Here is a 20,328-nt window from a genome sequence, read left to right on the forward strand (position 1 = left end):
GAGCCCCCAATGCTGACCCTTCTGATCTACCCATCGGCCTTTGGCCTGTTCAGCGCTAGCCCCTTCTGCGTCAAGGCCGCGTATATGCTGGAACACGCGGGCCAGCGTTGGCAGCGGTCTGATATGTTGGACCCCCGCAAGATGCCCCACCAGAAACTGCCGGTTCTGCGCACGCAAGAACGCCTTGTCCCCGACAGCGACCTGATCCGCGATTGGCTTGAGGCGCAGGGCGCGAACTTCGACACTGGGTTAAGTGACATACAAAAGGCGCAGGCACGAACGCTGATCCGCATGGCAGAGGAGCATATCTATTTTCAGGTCGTCCAGGACAGGTGGGCCAATGACGAGGTCTGGCCAATTCTGCGCAAGACCTTCTTTTCGGTTATTCCTGCGTTGATCCGAACGCCGGTGTCGAACTCAATCCGGAAAAAGGTCGTCCAGGGATTGGTGTTTCAGGGTGTCGGCCGCTTCTCTCCCACTGAGCGTCAGGATCGATTGGAGCGGGACCTTGAAGCGATATCCGCCTATCTGTGGCAATCGCCGTACCTTCTGGGCGACCGGCCAACATCAGCAGATATGAGCGTTGGGCCCATGTTGGCTGCAATGCGCGCAACACCGGTGGTAACCCCGCTGACCCAGCGGATCAAACAGGATAGGCTGCTCAACGACTACGTGGACCGAATGGAACAGGCGATACCGCTGCCATGACACCTTTTGACGACCCTGCCGTGCAGACCGCCTTTGAAGCGTTTCCCGAAGACACCCGTTCGGGTGTTCTCGTCTTGCGCGAGCTGGTGTTTTCAACCGCTGGGGCCTTGCCTAAAGCCCAGCCATTGAATGAAGCACTGCGGTGGGGTCAACCCGCCTATCTGGCGCCCAAAGGGTCAACCATCCGGCTGGGCGGGCACAAAGCGGCATCCTTTGCACTGTTCGTGCATTGTCAGAGCCGACTAATGGGTGATTTCACCACTGCCTTTCCGGGCGAGGATCGGTTGGACGGCAACCGGGCCATTCTGTTTGATGACCCGGATCAGATTGATGAAACGCGTCATGGCTGGCTGATTGCTCGGGCGCTAACCTATCACCTTTGACGACGTTTGCGTTCGACCTTGCGCTTGATCTTGTCCTTCTTGCGCTTGGTACTGACCGCCTTGCGCCGTGCGCCTCCCCGCTTAGCGGGCCCGCCTCCGCGCGGCAGGGCCTGGTCATCGATGGACAGCAGCTCCAGCTCGAGCCCGCCGGTAACAGGCGTGGCCTCGGTCAGGCGCACGGTGACACGCTGACCAATGGCGATGATCAAACCGGTGTCTGATCCCATCAGCGTGCCGGCTTCGCGGTCGAAATGGAAAAACTCGCGCCCCAGTGACCGGACGGGCACCAGGCCGTCCGCGCCAGTTTCGTCCATCTTCACAAATGCACCGAACCGGGCGATGCCGCTGATACGACCGCTGAACTCATTACCCACACGCTCGCTCAGATAAGCGGCCAGATAGCGATCCGTCGTATCACGCTCGGCCATCATCGAGCGGCGCTCGGTGTCCGAGATATGCGTTGCCGTTTCATCGAGCCGCGCGATCTCATCCTCGGTCAGCCCGTCATCGCCCCAGTCATGCGCCGTGATCAGCGCCCGGTGCACGATCAGGTCCGCGTAACGGCGAATGGGCGAGGTGAAATGCGCATAATTCCGCAACGCCAACCCAAAATGGCCGAAATTCTCTGGATTGTAATAAGCCTGTGCCATCGAGCGCAAAGTTGAAAGGTTGATCAGCTCTGCATCCTCTGTCCCGGCAGCCGCGTTCAGCAGTGCATTGAGATGCCGGGTTTGCAGCACCTGCCCCTTGGCCAGGTTCAGACCAGCTGCCTGTGCGGTTTCCCGCAGACTTTCCAGCTTTTCTTGCGCCGGTTCCTCATGCACGCGGAACAGCAACGGGCGGCGTTTGGCGATCAATGTCTCAGCCGCAGCCACATTGGCGAGGATCATAAATTCCTCAATCAGCTTATGCGCGTCCAGCCGGTCGCGGAAAGCCACGCTTTGGACCTCGCCCGCGTCACTGAGAACGATCTTGCGTTCGGGCAGGTCCAGTTCCAGCGGTTGCCGTTCTGCCCGCGCATTCTTTAGCGCGGCATAGGCATCATAGAGCGGCTTCAACACAGGGTCTAACAAAGGCCCTGTGCGGTCGTTTGGATTGCCGTCGATAGCGTCTTGAACTTCGGCATAGTGCAGCGACGCGGCCGAGCGCATCAGACCACGCACAAAGCGGTGACCGATCTTGTTTCCATCCGCATCGATCTGCATCCAAACAGCGATACAGGCGCGCGGAACGCCTTCGTGCAGCGAACACAGGTCTCCAGAGAGGCGATCCGGTAGCATTGGCACCACCCGATCCGGGAAGTAGCTGGAGTTGCCGCGCTTGCGCGCCTCACGATCCAGCGCGGTACCGGGCTGCACATAGGCCGCAACGTCGGCGATGGCGACCCAGATCACATGCCCGCCTGGGTTCTTGGGGTCATCGTCGGCGTGGGCATAACAGGCATCGTCATGATCCCGCGCATCTGACGGATCGATGGTCAGCAAAGGTATATCCCGCAGGTCTTCGCGGCCTTTTAGACCAACCGGTTTGGCCTTATCGGCTTCGGCAATCACCTTGTCGGGGAAATCATCCGGAATACCGTGCTGATGAATTGCAATCAGTGACACAGCCTTGGGCGCAGATGGATCACCCAGCCGTTCCACAATGCGCGCGCGCGGCAGGCCCATTCGGTTCTTTGGCCCAGCCTGTTCAGCCTCGACCAATTCTCCATCCTTGGCACCCAATACAGCCCCATCAGCAACCAGCCATTCGGTCTGACCGGCTTTGTCGATGGGCACGATCCTACCGCCTTCGGCCCCTTTGCGAAAGATGCCCACGATCTTGCGCGGGTTCGTCCCGACACGTCGGATCAGGCGTGCTTCGTAATTGTGGTCTTCTTCATGCACAACCGTGAGGCGGGCCAGAATGCGGTCGCCCTCGCCCAGCGCAGGATCGCTGGCACGGGTGATGAGCAGAATGATCGGCTCGACCCCTTCGCCATGCCATTCCAAGGGCCGTGCGAACAGGTCGCCATCCGCATTCGGAGCCTTCACCTGCAGCACACTGACCGGTGGCAGGCGGTCCGGGTCGCGATAGCTACGCTTGCGCTTCTCCAGATGCCCCTCGGCCTCTAGCTCTTTCAGGATGCGTTTAAGATCGATCCGGTCCGCGCCCTTGATACCAAAGGCTTTGGCGATATCGCGTTTCGAGGTCAGGGTGGGGTTCGCCGAGATCCAATCGAGGACCTCCTGCTTGGTAGGTATGCGAGTCATATCTCCGGCCTATCACGGGTATGCGACCGCGTCATGATCAAAAAGCTCAGGGTTTCAGGTCGGCCACCGAATCAACGTCGCGCAGATGGTCCAGCAATCCGACACGACAACCCGGAACTGAGGCCAGAGTGTCGGCCAGGGCGGTTTCGGTAGACCAGCGCACATTACGGAACAGGCTTGTCGGCAACGCCTTGTACCGCTGAGCCCCTACCAGCCAATAGCCACCGTCCGGCGCAGGGCCAAAAACGAATTGCGACCGCCCCAATTCCTCGAACGCCCGTGCGATATGCTGCGATGCGATCCCGGGAATATCCGCGCCGATCAGACAAACCGGTCCATGTGGCATCCCGCGTAGCATACGCCCCATACGATCGCCCAGATCGCCGTGCCCTTGACCTGCGCGGGGCAAGTCAGCGGGCCAGATGCGGCTGGTCAGACCTTCCCGATCCGGGGCGACGGCAAGCACTATCTGCCAGCGTGGGTCCCGCAAACGCCGGATCAGCGCGCGTGTCTGATGGCGAAACCACCATGCAGCACCAACCATGCCGATGTCTCGCCCCAGCCGCGTCTTGACCCGACCCGGGCGAGGTTCTTTCACCATGATGACTAATGTGCGTTGCATGGTTCAGGCGAAATAGTCCCGAAGGATGCGCGTGTAGATCGCCTTGAGCTGTTCGATCTGCGCCACCTCGACGCATTCATCGACCTGATGCATCGTTCTGCCGACAAGGCCGAACTCAACCACTGGGCAATGGTCTTTGACAAACCGCGCATCCGAGGTGCCACCTGTTGTCGACATCTCGGGGCGCACACCGGTTTCGGTCTCGACCGCTTTCGCGACCAGATCAGACAGGGGGCCGGGTGGGGTCAGAAAGCTCTCGCCTGAGATCTTGATCCGGACGTTGACCGCGACATCATAGGATTCAGCCACGGCATTGGCTTCGGCCTGCAACCACTCACTAAGGCTGGCGCCCGAGTGCAGATCGTTAAAGCGGATGTTCACCGCTCCGATGCATTGCGCCGGGATCACATTGGTAGCTGCGTTGCCCGTGTCAATATTCACAACAGCCAGGGTTGAGGCATCAAAATGGTCCGATCCCTGATCCAGTTCGTGGCTGGCCAGCTGATGCATCAAACGCGCCATGGCGGGCAGAGGGTTCTTGGCCCGGTGCGGATAGGCCGAATGCCCCTGCTCACCGGTCACCGTGAACCAGGCGGTCATCGAACCACGCCGCCCGATTTTCATCATCTCGCCCATTGTGTTTGGGCAGGTCGGCTCACCCACCAAACAGGCAGACATGCGTTCTCCGGCCTTGGACATGTAATCAAGCAGTGCCGTAGTGCCATCCACTGCGTCCGCCTCTTCATCGCCCGTGATCGCAAGAATAATCGCCCCGTTCGGGGGGGAGTCGCGCACGAAATCCACAGCGGCCGCCGCAAAGGCCGCCACGCCGGATTTCATGTCTGTGGCACCGCGCCCATACATCACACCTTCGCGGATTTCTGCACCGAACGGGGGCATCGTCCAGGCCGCTTCGTCTCCCACCGGGACAACGTCTGTATGCCCATTGAACCCAAAGCTGCGCGGATGGGCTATCGGCCCCCAGCGCGCGTACAAATTGCTGACATCGCCCCGGTCCACGCGGGTGCAGTCGAAGCCTGCGTCGGACAGAAGCTTCTCCAACAACACAAGCGCGCCACCTTCCTCAGGTGTGACTGATGGGCAACGGATCAGGTCCGCCGTCAACTTTACCGGATCTGTCATTTCTGGGCCCTTTTGGTTCGTTCAATCGCGGGATCGTGCACAGATTCAACGAATTGGACCAATTGCCAACCCCTCGCCACCGGATTCCGGGCGCTTTTTTTCGCGAGTCTTGAAATGACACCCCAATAAAACATGGCGGTTTACCTTGCGGCCACCTTGCCGTGCCTTTCAAATCTGCGTTAGAGGGCCGCGAAACAGGTGAATTGACGATGACACGTGCGCTTCTCGTTTGGATCTGCCTGACTTTCGCCGTTCTTGCACAGCAAAGCCAGGCGCAGACGCTTTCGGTCACGACCGTGACCCGCCCCCCGTTTTCCTATGTCGAGGACGGGGCCCAAACCGGTTTTTCAATGGACCTGCTACAAGCCTTGTCCGAGGCACTGAATTGGGACTACTCGGTCACCAGGGTCGAGGCCTTCAGCGATATGCTGGGTGCTGTGCAGGAAGGAACCGCGGACCTGGCTGTGGCCAATATCTCGATCACGGCTGCGCGTGAAACGCAGATGGATTTCAGCCAGCCCATATTCGAGGCCGGTCTGCAGATCATGGTGCCATCGGATGCAGCGCGCAGACCATCGCTGCTGCACGCTTTGCTGTCCGTTGAATTGTTCATCGCCATCGGACTGGCCTTTGCGATCCTGCTTGGCGGCGGGATGCTGATGTGGGGGTTTGAGCGTCGAGCCCAGCCCTATTTCGACCGTAAGCTGAATGAGGCATGGTTCCCGTCATTCTGGTGGGCGCTGAATCTTGTGGTCAATGGCGGATTCGAGGAACGCATGCCGCGCACTCCGTTCGGACGGTTGCTGGGCGTGGTACTGGTGGTGTCCTCACTGTTCATCGTATCGGTCTTCACAGCGCGCATCACGTCGGTCATGACCGTGGATGCCATCAGCGGCAACGTGAACTCGGTCAACGATCTTTACGGCAAGCAGGTGGGCACAATCTCGAACTCAACTGCCGCAAACTTCCTGAACCGGCGCGAGATTGAATTTTCCGGTTATGAAAACCTGGATGATGTGCTGACCGCATTCCAGGATAAGGAGTTGGACGCCGTAGTCTTTGACGCGCCGATCCTGTCCTATTACGCGGCGCATGAAGGGCGTCGGATCGCATCGATGACTGGCGGTGTTTTTCTGCGAGAGAACTACGGGATCGCGTTCCCAACCGGCTCGCCATTGGTCGAGGACGTGAACCAGGCTCTGCTCGCGCTGCGCGAAGACGGCACCTATGATGAAATTTACCGCAAATGGTTCGGGGTGCGAAACTAAGCCGGTTCTTCATCCCCGAAAAACGGCGTCATTTGCGCCACGATAACGGCGTTTTCGTCCAAGGCCCGCTGCATCAAGTCGCGTTCGTTCGGGTCGATGTCGTGCCCCTGCGCCTCACGCTCGGCCAGAGTTCCGTATCCTGTCACGTCCAGTGGCGCGGTGTCCGCCTGTTTCAGGATCGCCACGGTTTCACGTACCGCTTCAGCCTCATCCACCCCGCTGGCAAAACACATCAGCGCTGCTCCGGTCGCGCCTTCGGGCAAGCCGTCGCCTTCTTTGCGGCCAATCTGAACGAGCAAAGTGTAAACTTGCTGACGGGACGGTTTCTTTTGCTTTTCCATGCAGGGGGCCATAGCCGCGCGCCTGTCCGTGGTCAAGCAGCCGGGAATTGCGGGAAGCCCCCAGCACGTCCATAGTACCCGGGAAAACCCATTTCAAACTGCAAAGGATTTTTCATGGCCTACCCAAATTTTATTACAGACTTCCCTAGCCTCGACGTCCCATTCCCCGAGGACGTGGTGCAAACCGCCGTCATCCGGTCAGATGCGGGTTTGGTCGCGTTCTTCACCTTCCTCAAGGATTTCGAACTGCCACCGCATTCACACAAGGCGCAATGGGGCACGGTGGTCGAGGGCGAGGTTGAACTGACAATAGGCGGAGAAACTAAGACCTATCGCCCCGGCGACAGTTACTCGATCCCGTCTGGTGTTGAACACGGCGGGAAAATCAAAGGCGGCAGCCGCGTGATCGACGTGTTTGAGGAACCCGACCGCTATCCAGTCAAAGGATAAACAAAAAAAGGGCTGCAGCGAGATACGCTACAGCCCCGTTTCAAATCCGCACTTGATTTAGTCGCGCAGCAGTTCGTTAATCCCGGTTTTCGAACGAGTTTTCTCGTCCACGCGCTTTACGATCACGGCGCAATACAGGTTGACGTTGTTCTTGGACGGCATCGAACCCGCGACAACCACCGAATATGGCGGCACTTCGCCGTAAGTGACTTCGCCGGTTTCGCGATCCACGATCTTGGTGGATTTGCCAATAAAGACACCCATGCCCAAAACCGAGCCTTCGCGCACGATGCAGCCTTCGACCACTTCCGAGCGTGCGCCGATAAAGCAATTGTCTTCGATGATGGTCGGGCCGGCCTGCATCGGTTCCAGAACGCCGCCGATGCCAACACCGCCTGACAGGTGTACGTTTTTACCAATCTGCGCGCAGGAACCAACGGTGGCCCATGTGTCCACCATAGTGCCTTCGTCGACATAGGCGCCCAAATTCACGAAGGACGGCATCAGAACCACACCGGGTGCGACATAGGCCGATTTGCGCACAACACAGTTCGGCACCGCGCGGAAACCAGCGGCACGCCACTGGTTTTCACCCCAACCGGCGAACTTGCTGTCCACCTTGTCCCACCAGCCGCCGTCCTGCGGACCACCGGTCTGGATTTCCATATCCTTGATGCGAAAGCCCAGCAGAACTGCCTTCTTGGCCCACTGGTTCACATGCCAATCACCGCTCTCCAGCTTTTCAGCAACCCGCAACGTGCCGCTGTCCAGCGCGTTCAGCGTGTCTTCGATCGCTTCACGTTGTTCGCCGGTGGTGGCGGGCGTGATGGTGTCTCGCGCCTCCCAGGCGGCTTCGATAGCGGTTTCCAGTTGCGCGTTGGACATCGGATGGCTCCCTGCAGAATCTGTTCTCGTTTGTTTGGCCTATACGCAACTGCACCTCGCGGTGCAATGCGACGCAGAAGGTACGATTTGCGGCTAGCTTGACCTGTGTTCAGCTTGCGCGGCGGATATGGCGCGTCAGAATGGCCGTCGCCGTAGACGCGTCCTTGCGCTTGAGCGCTTGAACGATGGCTGCGTGGTCACCATCCGCACGGTGTACCCATTTGGGGCGCCAATGGGCAAACAGGTGGCGCGCGCCGGCAATATGAAGGTCATCGATTGCATGCAGCAGGCGTGGCAACCCGCACGGCGTCAGGATCGAGCGATGAAAGGTACGGTTGCACGCTTCCCACTCGGGCATCGTTTGCGCAGCATCACAGGCGATCCGAGCGTCATCCGCCTCTTTCAGCGCGCCAGGCGTCATATTCTGTACCGAATGCTGCAAGGCCAGGGATTCAAGCGCGACACGCATTTCAACCACTTCGCGCACTTCTGCCGGGTCCAGCGCCGAAACACGCATACCGCGGCGCGGCTCACTTTGGGCCAACCCGTGCGCTTCCAGACGCAGCAAAGCTTCGCGCACCGGTACATGGCTGGTCTCAAATGCCCGCGCGATGTGATCCTGACGCAGCTTTTCACCGGCAAGCAGTTCGCCGGTGATAATCTTCTGTCTAAGATTTTGGTAGATTGTGTCAGCGATCGTAGTGGTCATAGATTATCTATAAAATCACTAACCACCTTCCACAAGGCGATAATTTACTCCATCAACGGGTCAGGGGCAATATTTCCACCACAAACCAGAACGGCCACGCGTTCGTTCGGTTCAGGCTTATATGCACCCGAGGTCAAGGCCGCCAACGCAGTCGCCCCGGCCGGTTCGACCAATATGCGATGGGTTTGCCAAAGCAACTTTTGCGCACTGGCAATCGCAGCGTCTGACACAAGAACAGACGTCATTCCCTTCGCAAGTTCGAAACAAATCCCTCCGATCCGACGCGCGCCCAGCGCATTGGCGGCAATCCCGGATACAGAAACATCCACCGGCTCACCTGCCCGCAGCGCAGCATTCAGCGCGCAGGAGGTTTCCGGCTCTACCGCCACGACCTTGCGCGCACCGTCAAACCAACCCAAGGCCCCGGCGATCAGGCCGCCGCCTCCCACGGCAATCAGTACGGTGTCGGCCTGTAGTCCCTGCGCCTCCCATTCCGCAAAGCACGACCCCTGTCCGGCCACCGTTGCTGGTGCATCATAGGCGTGGATTTGCATCGCACCGGTGGTCGCCTCATGCGCCTTGGCCTCGCTCAGGGCGTTGGCATATTCGCCCTTTACCACTGTCAAATCTGCACCTGTCTGTTCGATCAGGGCAATTTTTGAGGGTCCGGCAAGGTCCGGCACGAAAATCTTGGCCGGATAGCCCAGCGTTTGCGCCGCATAAGCCGCCGCCGCTCCGTGATTGCCGCCTGATGCAGCCACGACGCCAGCCGTTGGCACATCCATACTGAGCAGCGTGTTAAACGCCCCGCGTGCCTTGAAGCTGCCCGTGTGCTGCATATGCTCGAGCTTCATTTCGACCGGATGATCCAATCCAGGTACCCGGCTTTCAATCACCGGTGTCACCTGCGCATAGCCATCGATCCGGTTGGCTGCGGCTGAAATTTCACTCTTCCAATTCATTCTTGTTCTTCCGTGACTGGCACTCTGCCTGCGAACCCTATAGCTGTTTTATGAACACGCAAGCAGGGAACCATCACCCATGAGAGAAGACCGCCTCAGCCCTTTCCGCGACGCCCAGACTGACCGCTCGACCGCGAGCGAGGTGCCGGACACGCCGCAGACGCGCTCACCCGCCTATCGCCTTGCCTTCGCAGACGATGATTTCCTGTGTCGGGATGAGCTACGCCCCGTGCGTTTGCAGCTGGAGTTGCTGAAGCCCGAGATGATCATGACCGAACGTGAGATCACCTCGACCATCGTCATGTTCGGTGGCGCACGCATTCCTGAGCCGTCGCAGAAACACACTGCGCGAACCCAGACGCTGGCCAACCTGTCGCAATATTACGACGAAGCGCGGGAATTCGCCCGTCTGATGACCGAAAAATCCAATGAAACCGGCTGCCGCGAGAACGTGATCGTCACCGGCGGTGGCCCCGGCGTGATGGAGGCGGGAAACCGTGGCGCCCAGGATGCTGGCGGTTGTTCGATTGGCCTGAACATTGTGCTGCCGCACGAGCAGGCGCCGAACCTGTATGTAACGCCCGATCTCAGCTTTAATTTCCACTATTTCGCCATTCGCAAGATGCATTTCCTGATGCGCGCCCGCGCAATCACCATCTTCCCCGGCGGCTTCGGCACGATGGACGAGCTGTTCGAGTCGCTGACGTTGATCCAGACTGGCCGGATGGAGCGTGTGCCCTTCCTGCTGTTCGGTCGCGAATTCTGGGAAAAAGTCATCAATTGGGAGGCGCTGGCCGATGCGGGGACCATCTCGGACGAGGATCTCGATCTGTTCCGCTTTGTCGATACCGCACAAGAGGCGGTCGACATTATCGATAACTGGGAACCGGCCCCACCGCGCGACGAAATACCGGGGCGCTGAAACATGAAACCGCCAAAAACCGGTGAGATGCTGCACCTGCGTGGGAACGCACTGAACAAGGGCGATCCGGTGGCCCTGCCGCTGACGCAAAGCAGCATGTACCACCTGCCCGGCGCACCGGATGGGCATCCGACCTATGGCCGGGTCGACAACCCGACATGGGTACATCTGGAACATGTGCTGGCACATCTGGAAGACGCGCCCTGCCTGACCTTTCCGTCAGGTATGGGGGCGATCTCTGCGGCTTTGTTCGCGACGGTCAAAGCCGGGTCCCATATCCTGATCCCCTCGGACGGGTATTATGTCACACGACTGCTGGCCGATCGGTTCCTGTCCAATCTGGGCGTCTCGGTTACTGAGCGTCCGACGACGGCGTTTGCCGAGGGCGGGTTTGACGGCTTCGACGTGGTCTTTTTGGAAAGCCCCTCGAACCCCGGGCTGGATATGATGGACCTGCCCGCGATCGCTAGCGCCGTTCGCGCAGCCGGCGGCCTCACGATTGCCGACAACACGACGATGACGCCACTGGGCCAACGCCCGTTGGATTTGGGCATCGACGTGGTGGTCGCTTCGGATACCAAGGCAATGGGCGGGCATTCGGACCTGCTAATGGGTCATGTCGCCAGCCGCAACGCGCAGATCATGGAACGGGTCGAAGAATGGAGGCGCGTTTCCGGCGCGATCCCCGGCCCGTATGAGGCATGGCTGCTGCATCGCGGGTTGGAAACGCTGGACGTTCGTTTCGACCGGATGTGTGCATCGGCGCAAGTGCTCGCGGAACGGTTGGCAGAACATGAGGCCGTGAAACAGATCCGCTATCCCGGCCTGTCGGATGACCAGTCCTATGCTCTGGCCAAGGCGCAGGCATCTCGGTTTGGGTTCTTGTTGTCGATCACGTTAGAGGCCGAGGAAAAGGCCGAAGCTTTCATCAACACCTGCCCGATGCTGCGACCGGCCACATCATTTGGCGGTGTTCACAGTTCTGCCGAACGACGCGCACGCTGGGGCGATGACGTCGATCCGGCCTTTATCCGCTTGTCTGTCGGCTGCGAACCGGCGGATGAACTGTGGCAGGCGATTGAAACCAGCCTGAACGGGCTTTGATTATTTCTTGGGCTCACGCAGTTCGGTGAACACATAGATCGGCAGCAGAACGCTGGCGATCAACGCGCCCAGCCAAACGAGCAGGGTCGCTGCTAACAGATTGGCAACGCCGCCAACGGTCAGCCCTGCCGTAATCAGATCCGTCACCAACAGACCGACAAACGTTACGATCAAAGCAATCCCACCTTTGATCGAGGGGGCTTTTTTCTCACCCAGCTTCAGGATCAGCGGCTCGGCCACCACCTGCACCAGGGTGAACACGATCACCACGACGATGAATGAAATTGGCTTGATCGCAAACCCCGACAACAACAGCGTCGCAAGCAACAACCCGATGGCATTCCCGGCCAACAGGGCCAGTGCGGATTTTATTCTGCGCGTCATGGGGTTCTCCGTGAATGATCAATTAGAAACATGCAGATGTTAACAGACTCGAAGGAATTTGCGAGCGGTTTCAAAAGCCACTTCCTTTTGGGTCATTGAAATCGCATGATAAAACACATTCATAAAGATCAGACCCACCCCCATCGACGAGAGATGTGATGAGCGACGATCCCTATACCGTTCTTGGTGTCGTTAAAGACGCCAGCGCCGCCGAGATCAAGAAGGCTTATCGGCGCATCGCCAAAGAGTGCCACCCGGACCTGAAACCCGGGGATGACGAGGCTGAAGCCAAGTTCAAGGCCGCCGCTTCGGCTTATGACCTGCTGAAAGATGCGGACACACGCGCGCGTTACGATAGTGGCGAAATTGATGCCTCGGGTCAGGAACGTCCCCAGCAGCAGTATTATCGCGAATATGCCGAGGCCGCCGGGAACCCTTATCGTGCGCGCGCAGCAGACCCGGATGACATGTCAGACATCTTTGCCGAATTCATGCGTGGCCGCGGAGGATACCAGCAGCGCACGCATGAATTCCACGCGCCGGGCCACAACCGCGCTTATAACCTGCAGATCAGTTTTCTGGACGCGGTGTTCGGCGCCAGCCAGAAGCTGACTCTGCCCGATGGCGATCGGATCGAAGTCAAAATACCCGCTGGCATCACCGACGGGCAGACCATCCGCCTGCGCGGTAAGGGTGATCCGGGGTTCGGCGACGGGCCCGCCGGCGACGCCTTGGTAACCGTGTCTGTGGCAAAGCATCCTGTATTCGATCGTCAGGGCGACGATATTCATATTACTCTGCCGATCACGATCGACGAAGCCATTCTGGGTGGCAAGGTACCCGCACCCACCATTGATGGCGGCGTCAATGTCAGTGTCCCCGCAGGCACCAGCAGCGGTAGGACGTTGCGCCTGCGCGGCAAGGGGGTCAAGAAGCGCGGCTCGTCCGATCGCGGCGATCAGTTGATCGAACTGACCGTGTCCATGCCCGATCAGATTGATGACGAGTTGAAGCAATTCATGGAGACTTGGCGCGAAAGCCACAGCTATGATCCGCGGAAAGGAATGCCGTCATGACCCGCGCCCTGACCGAAGAGCAACTGATCGCAACCGTCACGCGCCTGACCTCGACCCGCCTGACCGAATACCTGGCTGCCGAGATCGTCATTCCCGAGCAAACCGAGCAGGGGTTGGTGTATCACACCCTCGACGTGGCGCGGTTGGAGCTGGCGTGCGAGCTGCACGACCAATACGAGATGGAGCCTGATGCGCTGTCGATGATGATCTCACTGATCGACCAGATGCACGGCCTTCGGGCCGAGTTACGAGAGGTTCTGAATGCGGTAGAAACGCAACCGGAGCCGGTGCGTCAGACATTGATCGAGGTAATTGGAACGGCGCGGTTCGGTCGCAAGTAACCCGCGCTTAGTTGCCGACAACATACTCTTCGGGAACAAAGAAAGTGTAATCCCGATCAGCCACCGCTTCGTGACAATCGTGGCAATAGACGACAGCGTCCGAACGCGCGCCCATCGTGTCACCAAACAAAGACCCGTCCGGCATGACCATGATATAGCGCCAGTCCGCAGTTTCCGGGCTGGTGCCTTGACCGAGTTTTTCCATCACGAACAAAGCCCCGGGATGGACGTTGCCCTCGTCCGTGACCGTGACGCTGTCCTTGGCCAGCACCGACCCCATCGGCAGTTTTTCACCCTCGGCCAAAGTACCATAGTTGTGCGCCATGCGGTTGGCATAGCTGTTCACATAGCGCTGCCCATGGGTTGCCGAGATGTAAGGCGCGTCGTTGAACAGCGGCCATGCCTGATAGTTCATCAGCAAATCTAACTGCGCGGCGGCATAGCCACGCTCCATCCGTCGCTGCAGGGACTTGTAGATGCCCAAGGCTTCTTCTTTGGACAGCTCGGCAGGATTTTCAATGGCAAGGTGAGCATCCTCACCACTGGATTGAGCGCCAGCCTGATGCGCAGCAAGCCCCACCACAAACAAAGCCGCAAGAGATGTCGGAAACAGTCTTATAAATCGTACAAACATGTATTTGGCCCACCTGCTTCAAAAGGTTCGCCTGAACGCCGCAAGTTACGTGTAAAATGATAGCGGCCATGAACAAACGCGCCACGACCGGAATGCGACTCTCACTGCTTTGTGCGCAAGCGTGAGGCCTAGGCAGCCGGTTTCAGCCCCCAAAACATATCAAATTGTGCATACAAATAACAGCGGCCAGAAAATTAATTTCTCGGCGTAGTTTGCACGAAGTTTGGGCTTATCAGCTCTGCAATCCGGCTTCGGCTTCGATCTGCTTGCGCGATTTGCGCGCGCGCTCTGTGGCCGATTTTAACTGGCCACAAGCTGCCATGATGTCCTCGCCACGCGTCTTGCGAATGGGAGAGGCATAGCCTGCCTGATAAATGATGTTCGCAAACGCCCGGATGCGGTTGTTCGAGCTGCGCTTGTAAGGCGCGCCGGGCCATTCGTTGAACGGAATCAGGTTGATCTTGGCGGGAATGTTGTGGCTTTTGATGTGGTCGATTAGGCGGTGCGCATCTTCGTCACTGTCATTCACACCATCCAGCATCACGTATTCAAAAGTAATCCGCTCGGAATTGGACACCTTGGGATAGCTTGCCAGCGCCTGCAGTAGCTCTTGGATGTTCCAGCGCTTGTTGATGGGCACCAGAAAATCGCGGGTTTCATCCGTTGTCGCGTGGAACGAGATCGCCAGCAAGCAGCCGATCTCGTCAGCTGTGCGCGCAATTTCCGGCACCACGCCGGACGTCGACAGGGTGATCCGACGGCGTGACAGAGAAATGCCTTCGGGGTCCATGGCGATCTTCATCGCGTCGCGCACGTTTTCGAAGTTATAAAGCGGCTCACCCATGCCCATCAGAACGATGTTCGACAATAGGCGTGTTTCGTCCTTTGGCGCACCAGGGGTCGGCCATTCGTCCAGATCGTCGCGGGCCATCATCACCTGACCGACGATTTCTGCAGCCGTCAGGTTGCGCACCAGTTTCTGCGTGCCCGTATGGCAGAAGGAACAGGTCAGCGTGCAGCCAACCTGAGACGAGATGCACAGCGTCCCGCGATCCTCTTCGGGGATGTAGACAACCTCAACCTCATGGCCACCCGCGATGCGGCACAGGTACTTGCGCGTGCCGTCCTCGGACACCTGCCGGGTCACGACCTCGGGGATCTCAACAACGAAATTCTCAGCCAGTTGCGCACGATACGCTTTGGCGAGGTTGGTCATCTCGGCAAAATCGCGCACGCCCCATTGATAGATCCACTGCCAGATCTGCCCGGTCCGCATCTTGGCCTGCTTTTCCGGCGTGCCATGTTCGATCAGAGCGTCACGCAACTGATCACGGGTCAACCCGACAAGGTTGATCTTCCCCTCGGGCAGTTTGCGGGGGATGGTCATGACATCTTGAGTGATCGGCGCTTTGGGCGACATATTGCTATCTCAACGAATTCGGGCTTGGGATGCGCCTCTATATAGGATCGCGCGCAAAGATCAAAAGAATTCGTATCATTTAATTTGCCATGCGCAGCAATTCATCCACACGCGCCCGGCCCAGATCAACGCGGCAGGACGCAATGGCAATACCGGTACCAGAGCCGCCACCGTATGAGGCCCCCACTGCTTCACATTGCGCATCGCGATATCCTCTCCATGCCTCTTGTGCAGCCTCAAGTGCCGGTTGTGCGACCACACGGTCTGTGACCTCGTCCAACTCAACTGCGGACTGTATGGCGAAGCCATAGCTTGTCTCAACAGCCATATTCACGCGTTTCTCCATTTCCCCAACGCAGGCTCCGATTTCGACCTGCGAACCTGCGTCGAAACATTCCAGGCTGGGATCTGCCCACGCGGCCGAAGAGAAAAGCACTGCAATCAAGACGTAACGCATTATCCGTTTCCACATATGAACCCTTGTATGAGGCCACCGTAGCACGCGTTGCGCCATAGTCCCAATTGCAAGTCGGCCGCAAAGGCCAAACCGATGCGACCGAACTATCTGCATTGCGATTGCGAGGAATCAGATCAGGTAAACATATCAGATCCCTGCTGGCAGAATGTCGCAATCATCCGCGTCCAAAGTTTGCACGGGATCTTTCGGACCGCATTGCTCGCCAGAAACCGGATAGGTTTCGTTGTTTTTTTCACATGCGCTCAGAAATACGGCGGCGACCACCAACACAGCAGCAAGAGGTTTGTTAAGCATGGATAAGCTCCTTCCATATATTTGAACTGATTGGTTCAGAAAGATGGATCGCTTGCCTTGATGCGGATCAATTTGGGGTGGTGGACGTAGCGTAAAGATCGGATGACACGTATGATCGCCCACGAAAAAGCCCCGCCAAATGACGGGGCTGCGTAGACCTTTTGTCCTTGCTTATTGAGTGCAGCGCTTTTCGGCGTCTTCGATCGCAGCGCTGAAACCCAACAGCGAGAACGTGTCTTTGGTCTGGGTTCCGCGCTCGGACCGGGCGGTCAGAACGGCCTCGGTGCCGCGCTTCATCGCTGCGACGACCTTCAGGTCTTCGCCCTCGGTTGCCGGCCAGGCCCATTCACCTTCGGTGATCAAAGCGAACTCGGTGCCGTCAATCTCAAGGGTGACCGTCGATCCTGCCGCGAAAGGATAGCCGCCGGTAAAGGTCACCTGACCTTTGACTTCGGCATTCGGGCGGTAGAACACGAACAGCAGGATGTCGCTGCGGCGCACCGAAACCACGCGTCCACCTTTGGTGTTCACAGTCTCTTTGGGCGCGGATACGCTCCAGCACTCTGTGGGATCTTTCTCCACAAAAACGCTCCAGTCGGTCTTCGCAGCAACCCGATTGGTGCTGGTCGCCTGCTGAGCGATTGCGGTTGTGGCCATTCCTGCCACGCACAGACCCGCAATTGTGCGGACGAGTTTTAATCCCATCTGTCCAGCCTCCTAGCTCGACCTAATACCTCATACCCATCGAGACCGCATACGAACTCTGTCGGTTCGTCTGTAAGTTGCGTATTCCGATGATTGTCGACATACACACACTAACGCAGGTTTCGCCACAGGCGAAAGGGCGATTGGCAGATTTTTGCGCATATAATGGAGGGGCCAGATGACGCAGCCGGTACCAATGACAGAACTATGGCGAGGCCCCTTGTTGGAAAGCCTGCATCTGGGCCACGCAGTGATCTGTGACGACAGCGGTCATATCGTACGCAGTTGGGGCGATCCGGACGCGGTGATTTACCCTCGGTCTTCTGCAAAAATGATCCAGGGGCTGCCGCTGATCACATCGGGTGCAGCCGCCAAATATGGCCTGAACTCCGAGCATCTGGCCCTCGCCTGTGCCTCGCATAGCGGCGCACATATCCATACCGACAGGGTTACTGCCTGGCTGGATCACTTGGGCTTGACCGAACACGATCTGCGCTGCGGTCCGCAAGAACCGCAGGACATGGCCGCGCGCGACGGGCTGATACTTGCCGATGACACGCCCTGCCAGATCCACAACAATTGCTCGGGCAAACATTGCGGGTTTCTGACGGTCGCACAGCACATGGGCGCGGGACCGGAATACCTTGAGATCGACCACCCCGTACAGCAAGCCTGCCTGTCCGCGCTGGAAGAAACCACTGGGGAAACCAGCCCTGCCTATGGAATCGATGGATGTTCGGCCCCGAACTTTGCGACATCACTGGTGGGACTGGCACGTTCGATGGCGTGGTTTGCCTCGGCCGCTGACCGGTCGGACCGTGCCAGCGACGCAGCGCAACAGCTTACGGCGGCCATGATCAAGCACCCCGAACTGGTGGCGGGCGAAAGCCGCGCCTGTACCGAGTTGATGCGCGCTATGGACGGTCGCGCCGCAATCAAAACCGGGGCTGAGGCGGTGTTCATTGCCATCATCCCGGAAAAACGAATGGGTGTTGCGCTGAAAATCACTGATGGCACCACCCGCGCCAGCGAATGCGCAATCGCCGCGATACTGGTAAGCCTTGGTGTGCTGGAGGCCGATCACCCGGCCACCCGCAAATTCATGAATGCCACGCAATACAGCCGTCGCGGGCTGGAATGCGGCGTAATCAGACCTGCGCCGGGGTTCCCCGGCTAAGGTTACATTTCGATTTCATGCACCTCGGCCACCTCGACCGAGCCCGAACCGTTGACCACCATGGGACAGCCCTTGGCCATTTCGGTCGCGGCATCAATGCTATCGGCCTTTACAACCGTAAAGCCGGATGCCGGGTTTGCGCCGCCATTGTCGACGACGCTTCCGTTGCTGACCGTATAGGATTGACCAACCGGGTTGCCGGGAATGTCCAGCGCCTCACCCATGCCTTGAAACCATGCGCCCCAGGCGGCCATAGTTGCTTCGACTTCGGCAGGGTCGGTTGGTGTAGTTCCGCCGTGATAGACAAACAAATATTGTGGCATTTTATTTCCTCCCTAATGAAAACTTATCCAAACTGCGCCTCAAGCTTGGCCAGCGATGATGTCCAGCCCATGTTGTGGTTTGCTGCGGCCTCGGCATCTGCCAGTTCGCGGTGATCCAGAACTAGCCGCGCCCCGTTTTCGGTCGCAACGACCGAAAACGTCACGTGACTTTCCGGCCCGCGCTGATCCTGATCGTCATGCCAGGCCCAAGTGAACCCAACCGAATTGGGCGGATCAACATGGGTTACGTGGCCCGAGACTTTAAATGTCTGGCCTTCTGCGTTCTTCATTATTGAATACCAGGGCCCCGTGCGTGAGAAATTCAGGTCATGCTCGGGCACATGCACCCCTTCGGGCCCCCACCACTGCAACAGCTTCGCCCCGTCACTTATCCAGGCAAACAGGTTTTCGGGGGTGGTCGGGAACTCGCGTTCCAGTTTCAGGTCGGCCATGAGTTTTCCCTTTCAATCAGGTCGCCCAGACGATCGAGGCTGTTTTCCCAGAACTGACGTTTCGAGATCGTCCATTCCGCAATCGCCCGCAGCCCGTCGGGCTGGATAGAATACATCCGCTGGGTGCCGTGGACGCGCTGTTGCACCAATCCGGCCTCGCGCAGCACTTTCAGATGGCGCGAAATCGCTGCGCCCGACATACCGCGCCCTTGGATCAGGTCACCGGCAGGCAGCTCTCCGTCCTGCATCAGTTGCTCAACGATCGAGAACCGAGTGGAATCGGACAAAGCAGAAAAAGCATTTATCAGAGTGTTCATAGCCTTTATTTAACACGTACGTTAAATAAAGGGAAGACCTTTAACCGGACACAAATTCCGAGCGGCTATAGCCCTGAACGTACAGCAATGCTGTCAGATCGCCATGGTTGATCCGAACCTCGCATTGCTCGGCAACCGTGGGCTTGGCATGCAGGGCCACCCCTGTTCCCGCGCGGTGCAGCATCCCCAGATCGTTGGCCCCGTCGCCTACGGCAATAACGTCTTCTTCACGCAAACCCAGTCGCGCGGTGATCTGTTCCAAGGCATCCACCTTGGCTTGACGCCCCAAAATGGGCCGCAGTACATCCCCGGTCAGTTTTCCGTTTTGGGCCAGCAGGGTGTTGGCACGGTTCTCGTCAAAGCCCAGCACCTCGGCCACTTTTGCGGTAAACGCCGTGAAACCGCCCGAGACCAAGGCGGCATAGCTTCCGTTCTGGCGCATCGTCGCGACCAGTTCCTTGCCGCCCGGCATCAGAGTGATGCGTTCATCCAGTACTTTACCGATCACCGCCTCATCCAGACCTTTCAACAGACCAACCCGTTCGGTCAGCGCGCCCTCAAAGTCCAACTCGCCATTCATGGCGCGTGCGGTGATATCCTTAACGCGGTCGCCGACGCCGGCCTCATCCGCCAGTTCGTCGATGCATTCCTGTTGGATCATGGTGCTGTCCATATCGGCCAACAGCATCTTCTTACGGCGGCCTTCGGTCGGTTGGACAACCAGATCCACGCCCATTTGCTGCAGGTCCGCCCAGGCATCCCACCGGTTGCCCGGCATTTCGCTAAGATGGAACTCTGCTGCTTCATCCGGGCTGAGCCAAACGATCTCACCACCGCCCCATGCGTTCCGCAAGGACTCGACCAGCGACAATTCCAGATTAGACACATCGGGGTCGGTCAACAGGGTGGCAACGTACATATTCGATCTCCGGCAAGCTCACCTGCGCATATCGCAGGTGCAGCATTTTCGCCAGAGTC

26 protein-coding genes are annotated in these 20,328 nt (G+C 58.5%); 9 read left to right on the forward strand and 17 right to left on the reverse strand.

Annotated features, from left to right (window positions below):
* The first annotated feature begins 9 nt into the window (after positions 1 to 9).
* Entirely contained in the window at positions 10 to 708 is a 699-nt protein-coding gene (locus AC2FID_RS17935) for a glutathione S-transferase family protein (RefSeq protein ID WP_496838021.1), read from the forward strand.
* The gene (locus AC2FID_RS17940; RefSeq protein ID WP_496757124.1) at positions 705 to 1,091 is read left to right on the forward strand and encodes a DUF1801 domain-containing protein; all 387 of its coding nucleotides are present in this window, start codon (positions 705 to 707) and stop codon (positions 1,089 to 1,091) included. The genes AC2FID_RS17935 and AC2FID_RS17940 overlap by 4 nt, the downstream gene beginning before the upstream one ends.
* On the opposite strand, the gene rnr is transcribed toward AC2FID_RS17940, so the two are convergent.
* From rnr to dapE, 3 genes are read right to left on the reverse strand one after another with little or no spacing between them, the layout of a single operon-like run.
* Positions 1,082 to 3,343, reverse strand: a complete 2,262-nt coding sequence (gene rnr, locus AC2FID_RS17945) for a ribonuclease R (RefSeq protein ID WP_496838023.1) — start codon at positions 3,341 to 3,343, stop codon at positions 1,082 to 1,084. The genes AC2FID_RS17940 and rnr overlap by 10 nt on opposite strands.
* 46 nt (positions 3,344 to 3,389) lie before the next feature.
* Entirely contained in the window at positions 3,390 to 3,965 is a 576-nt protein-coding gene (locus AC2FID_RS17950; protein WP_496838025.1) for a TIGR04282 family arsenosugar biosynthesis glycosyltransferase, read from the reverse strand.
* Positions 3,966 to 3,968: 3 nt separating this feature from the next.
* Entirely contained in the window at positions 3,969 to 5,108 is a 1,140-nt protein-coding gene (gene dapE, locus AC2FID_RS17955; protein ID WP_496838027.1) for a succinyl-diaminopimelate desuccinylase, read from the reverse strand.
* Positions 5,109 to 5,317: 209 nt separating this feature from the next.
* On the opposite strand from dapE, the gene AC2FID_RS17960 reads away from it, so the two are divergent.
* Positions 5,318 to 6,376, forward strand: a complete 1,059-nt coding sequence (locus tag AC2FID_RS17960) for a transporter substrate-binding domain-containing protein (RefSeq protein ID WP_496721939.1) — start codon at positions 5,318 to 5,320, stop codon at positions 6,374 to 6,376.
* Here the strand turns inward: AC2FID_RS17960 and AC2FID_RS17965 are convergent.
* Positions 6,373 to 6,717 carry a DUF8846 family protein gene (locus AC2FID_RS17965; RefSeq protein WP_496838029.1) on the reverse strand — a complete coding sequence of 115 codons (345 nt, stop codon included), beginning with the start codon at positions 6,715 to 6,717 and terminating at the stop codon, positions 6,373 to 6,375. The two genes, AC2FID_RS17960 and AC2FID_RS17965, sit on opposite strands and share 4 nt — an antisense overlap.
* A gap of 114 nt (positions 6,718 to 6,831) precedes the next feature.
* Between AC2FID_RS17965 and AC2FID_RS17970 the strand changes: the two genes are divergently transcribed.
* Positions 6,832 to 7,167: a cupin domain-containing protein gene (locus AC2FID_RS17970; RefSeq protein ID WP_496838031.1), complete on the forward strand. Its 336-nt coding sequence runs from the start codon at positions 6,832 to 6,834 to the stop codon at positions 7,165 to 7,167.
* Between the two features lie 57 nt (positions 7,168 to 7,224).
* Here AC2FID_RS17970 and dapD read toward each other — a convergent pair whose 3' ends face one another.
* From dapD to AC2FID_RS17985, 3 genes are all read right to left on the reverse strand, one after another.
* A complete protein-coding gene (gene dapD, locus AC2FID_RS17975) occupies positions 7,225 to 8,052 on the reverse strand; it encodes a 2,3,4,5-tetrahydropyridine-2,6-dicarboxylate N-succinyltransferase (protein WP_496768641.1) in 828 nt (275 codons plus the stop codon).
* Between the two features lie 109 nt (positions 8,053 to 8,161).
* Positions 8,162 to 8,761: a GntR family transcriptional regulator gene (locus tag AC2FID_RS17980; protein WP_496761245.1), complete on the reverse strand. Its 600-nt coding sequence runs from the start codon at positions 8,759 to 8,761 to the stop codon at positions 8,162 to 8,164.
* Between the two features lie 44 nt (positions 8,762 to 8,805).
* Positions 8,806 to 9,723 (reverse strand): threonine/serine dehydratase, encoded by a 918-nt coding sequence (locus tag AC2FID_RS17985; RefSeq protein ID WP_496838033.1) that lies wholly within the window; start codon positions 9,721 to 9,723, stop codon positions 8,806 to 8,808.
* A gap of 79 nt (positions 9,724 to 9,802) precedes the next feature.
* Between AC2FID_RS17985 and AC2FID_RS17990 the strand changes: the two genes are divergently transcribed.
* Both AC2FID_RS17990 and AC2FID_RS17995 read left to right on the forward strand, forming a co-directional pair.
* On the forward strand, positions 9,803 to 10,645 hold the full coding sequence (locus tag AC2FID_RS17990; protein WP_058272611.1) for an LOG family protein: 843 nt from the start codon (positions 9,803 to 9,805) through the stop codon (positions 10,643 to 10,645).
* Between the two features lie 3 nt (positions 10,646 to 10,648).
* Positions 10,649 to 11,749, forward strand: coding sequence for a cystathionine gamma-lyase (locus AC2FID_RS17995; protein ID WP_496838035.1), 1,101 nt, complete (start codon positions 10,649 to 10,651; stop codon positions 11,747 to 11,749).
* On the opposite strand, the gene AC2FID_RS18000 is transcribed toward AC2FID_RS17995, so the two are convergent.
* Complete coding sequence (locus AC2FID_RS18000) at positions 11,750 to 12,133, reverse strand: hypothetical protein (RefSeq protein WP_058272613.1); 384 nt, start codon at positions 12,131 to 12,133, stop codon at positions 11,750 to 11,752. It lies immediately after the preceding gene.
* A 158-nt stretch (positions 12,134 to 12,291) separates the two neighbouring features.
* On the opposite strand from AC2FID_RS18000, the gene AC2FID_RS18005 reads away from it, so the two are divergent.
* Positions 12,292 to 13,209 (forward strand): DnaJ C-terminal domain-containing protein, encoded by a 918-nt coding sequence (locus tag AC2FID_RS18005; RefSeq protein ID WP_496838037.1) that lies wholly within the window; start codon positions 12,292 to 12,294, stop codon positions 13,207 to 13,209.
* Positions 13,206 to 13,550, forward strand: a complete 345-nt coding sequence (locus tag AC2FID_RS18010) for a hypothetical protein (protein WP_109310624.1) — start codon at positions 13,206 to 13,208, stop codon at positions 13,548 to 13,550. The genes AC2FID_RS18005 and AC2FID_RS18010 overlap by 4 nt, the downstream gene beginning before the upstream one ends.
* 7 nt (positions 13,551 to 13,557) lie before the next feature.
* Here AC2FID_RS18010 and AC2FID_RS18015 read toward each other — a convergent pair whose 3' ends face one another.
* The 5 genes from AC2FID_RS18015 to AC2FID_RS18035 form a co-directional block, all read right to left on the reverse strand.
* Positions 13,558 to 14,184, reverse strand: coding sequence for a cytochrome P460 family protein (locus tag AC2FID_RS18015; protein WP_282170534.1), 627 nt, complete (start codon positions 14,182 to 14,184; stop codon positions 13,558 to 13,560).
* Between the two features lie 232 nt (positions 14,185 to 14,416).
* On the reverse strand, positions 14,417 to 15,604 hold the full coding sequence (rlmN, locus tag AC2FID_RS18020; protein ID WP_282152923.1) for a dual-specificity RNA methyltransferase RlmN: 1,188 nt from the start codon (positions 15,602 to 15,604) through the stop codon (positions 14,417 to 14,419).
* A gap of 79 nt (positions 15,605 to 15,683) precedes the next feature.
* A complete protein-coding gene (locus AC2FID_RS18025; protein ID WP_282170535.1) occupies positions 15,684 to 16,061 on the reverse strand; it encodes a lysozyme inhibitor LprI family protein in 378 nt (125 codons plus the stop codon).
* A 147-nt stretch (positions 16,062 to 16,208) separates the two neighbouring features.
* A complete protein-coding gene (locus AC2FID_RS18030; RefSeq protein WP_186437396.1) occupies positions 16,209 to 16,376 on the reverse strand; it encodes a hypothetical protein in 168 nt (55 codons plus the stop codon).
* A 171-nt stretch (positions 16,377 to 16,547) separates the two neighbouring features.
* Positions 16,548 to 17,081: an invasion associated locus B family protein gene (locus AC2FID_RS18035; protein ID WP_058272619.1), complete on the reverse strand. Its 534-nt coding sequence runs from the start codon at positions 17,079 to 17,081 to the stop codon at positions 16,548 to 16,550.
* A 178-nt stretch (positions 17,082 to 17,259) separates the two neighbouring features.
* On the opposite strand from AC2FID_RS18035, the gene AC2FID_RS18040 reads away from it, so the two are divergent.
* Positions 17,260 to 18,258 carry an asparaginase gene (locus AC2FID_RS18040; protein WP_496838041.1) on the forward strand — a complete coding sequence of 333 codons (999 nt, stop codon included), beginning with the start codon at positions 17,260 to 17,262 and terminating at the stop codon, positions 18,256 to 18,258.
* Between the two features lie 2 nt (positions 18,259 to 18,260).
* On the opposite strand, the gene AC2FID_RS18045 is transcribed toward AC2FID_RS18040, so the two are convergent.
* Genes AC2FID_RS18045 through serB form a run of 4 tightly spaced genes read right to left on the reverse strand, consistent with a single transcriptional unit; the run spans position 18,261 to position 20,269 of the window.
* A complete protein-coding gene (locus AC2FID_RS18045; protein ID WP_282120369.1) occupies positions 18,261 to 18,581 on the reverse strand; it encodes a YciI family protein in 321 nt (106 codons plus the stop codon).
* A 23-nt stretch (positions 18,582 to 18,604) separates the two neighbouring features.
* Positions 18,605 to 19,033 carry an SRPBCC family protein gene (locus tag AC2FID_RS18050; protein ID WP_282120370.1) on the reverse strand — a complete coding sequence of 143 codons (429 nt, stop codon included), beginning with the start codon at positions 19,031 to 19,033 and terminating at the stop codon, positions 18,605 to 18,607.
* Positions 19,021 to 19,350, reverse strand: a complete 330-nt coding sequence (locus AC2FID_RS18055; RefSeq protein ID WP_282120371.1) for an ArsR/SmtB family transcription factor — start codon at positions 19,348 to 19,350, stop codon at positions 19,021 to 19,023. The genes AC2FID_RS18050 and AC2FID_RS18055 overlap by 13 nt, the downstream gene beginning before the upstream one ends.
* 40 nt (positions 19,351 to 19,390) lie before the next feature.
* Positions 19,391 to 20,269 carry a phosphoserine phosphatase SerB gene (gene serB, locus AC2FID_RS18060; RefSeq protein ID WP_282120372.1) on the reverse strand — a complete coding sequence of 293 codons (879 nt, stop codon included), beginning with the start codon at positions 20,267 to 20,269 and terminating at the stop codon, positions 19,391 to 19,393.
* Positions 20,270 to 20,328: the final 59 nt, after the last annotated feature.

The sequence above is a fragment of the Ruegeria sp. CDSC068 genome (genome assembly GCF_059610545.1).